The following is a 1483-nucleotide window of genomic DNA, read 5'->3' on the forward strand; positions in this document are numbered from 1 at the left end:
ATACTGCCCGCATCGCTTTCGAATCCGAGCCGCAGCCCTTCGCGCCGCTCGACCTGCTGAAGACCGATCCGGCTGAGAAAGCCGCCCAGATGGCGGCAATCATGAAGGAGATCCGCGGCTATTCGGGATCGGACAATCTGGTGCTGGTCACGCATCTCGAAGATATCGAGGCGCTCACCGGCGTGGCGCCGCGCGAGGGCGAGGCCGTGGTGGTGGCGCCGGACGGAGACGGCCTCAAGGTGCTGGGGCGCGTGACTTTCTAAGGCATCGCTCCGGCCAGTGTTGCCGAAATGCAACTCCCGGAAGAAGCCGCAAATTTGCCGCGACAATCCCGCTTGCGACAACCCGTCGCAGGGTCTATAGGCGCGCTCCCGGTCACGAAAACCGAAGCGAGCGCAACGGCTGGAGCTTTCGCCTCCGCCCGTGTAGGCGGCTTTGCCGCTCTGTATACGGCGCCGTTTCGGGTGTTGGGATCGCCGATGTAGCTCAGAGGTTAGAGCGCCGGATTTGGGTCCGGAGGTCGAGGGTTCGAGTCCCTTCATCAGCACCACGGATAGCTCAGTTTGGTTAGAGCATCAGATGTGTAATCTGACTGTCGAAGGTTCGATTCCTTCTCCAACGGCCTGATAAGCCGACACCTTCAGGTGGTGTTATCCAAAGGTCCGGGGACCGGAATGCGAGGACTTCACGGACGGCGGGGCTTCGGCCTCGCCGGGCGGCGACGTCCTGCGCCACCGGCGCGCGGCCAGGCCCGCGGTGACGATCAAGGCGCGGCGCGGCCGGCAAGGGAAGCTTCGGCTTCCGGCGCCCGCTTCGCCGCCCCGCGATCCGCTCCCGAAGGCCCGCTTCGCGCGGATGCCACCGGTCTCCGGATCATTCGTGCCCTGGAACATGAAGTACGACGACGTGAAACGAAAAACGAAAAGGATGATCGACGCATGACGTGACGCCGCGCATGGGGCCATGCCCGACAGGAGTAAGACAATGAAGACCATTCTCGAAAAGGCTCTTGGACGCCAGCGCGTCCTCGTGAAGGAAAATGAACGTGCCGTCGCCCTCTACAAGGGCGAGATCCAGGCGGTCCTGATGCCGGGCGAACATTGGCTCGCCAACCGGCGCGGCAACCTGGAAATCTCCAGGCACGACCTGAAGAACCCGGAATTCGTTTCGGCTTACGAGAAGGCATTGTTCGACAAGCTCCCGGACGTGGCCGCGCGTCACTTCACCGTCGTCCGCACCGGACGCATGGAGGTCGCCGTGGTCGAGCGCGACGGCGCGCTGCATTCTGTGCTGTCGCCGGACCGCAAGCTGGTGCTGTGGGCGGATGCCGGTCCGTGGAAGGTTACGACCGTCGACACGGCGGCCGATCTCGCCATCGATCCGGCGCTGATGCGCCGGCTCGGCCAGGCCCGGAAGACGGAACACATGTTCCTGCATCCGGTCGTGGACGGCCAGGTCGGGCTGCTGTTCGTGGATGGCGTGC

Annotated in this window: 1 protein-coding gene, 2 tRNA genes and 2 pseudogenes; 4 read left to right on the forward strand and 1 reads right to left on the reverse strand. The window is 64.1% G+C overall.

Going from position 1 to position 1483, the window contains the following annotated elements:
• The 3 genes and pseudogenes from EOA28_RS35450 to EOA28_RS35460 all read left to right on the forward strand — a co-directional run.
• Positions 1-263 (forward strand): annotated as a pseudogene (locus EOA28_RS35450) (histidine phosphatase family protein); the annotation flags it as partial.
• A gap of 212 nt (positions 264-475) precedes the next feature.
• A tRNA-OTHER gene (locus EOA28_RS35455) sits at positions 476-550 on the forward strand.
• Between the two features lies 1 nt (position 551).
• Positions 552-619, forward strand: a tRNA-Thr gene (locus EOA28_RS35460).
• A gap of 31 nt (positions 620-650) precedes the next feature.
• Here the strand turns inward: EOA28_RS35460 and EOA28_RS35465 are convergent.
• Positions 651-995, reverse strand: coding sequence for a hypothetical protein (locus EOA28_RS35465; RefSeq protein WP_128315832.1), 345 nt, complete (start codon positions 993-995; stop codon positions 651-653).
• Here EOA28_RS35465 and EOA28_RS35470 point away from each other — a divergent pair.
• Positions 985-1483, forward strand: a pseudogene (locus EOA28_RS35470) (slipin family protein); the annotation flags it as partial. The gene EOA28_RS35465 and the pseudogene EOA28_RS35470 overlap by 11 nt on opposite strands.

Origin of the sequence: Mesorhizobium sp. M2A.F.Ca.ET.067.02.1.1, from assembly GCF_004023285.1 — a bacterium.
GTDB lineage: Bacteria > Pseudomonadota > Alphaproteobacteria > Rhizobiales > Rhizobiaceae > Mesorhizobium.

Bases quoted from the DNA above. Each gene is read 5' to 3' on its own strand.
- EOA28_RS35465 (WP_128315832.1), bottom strand. From the start codon at position 995: ATGGTCTTCATTGTCTTACTCCTGTCGGGCATGGCCCCATGCGCGGCG.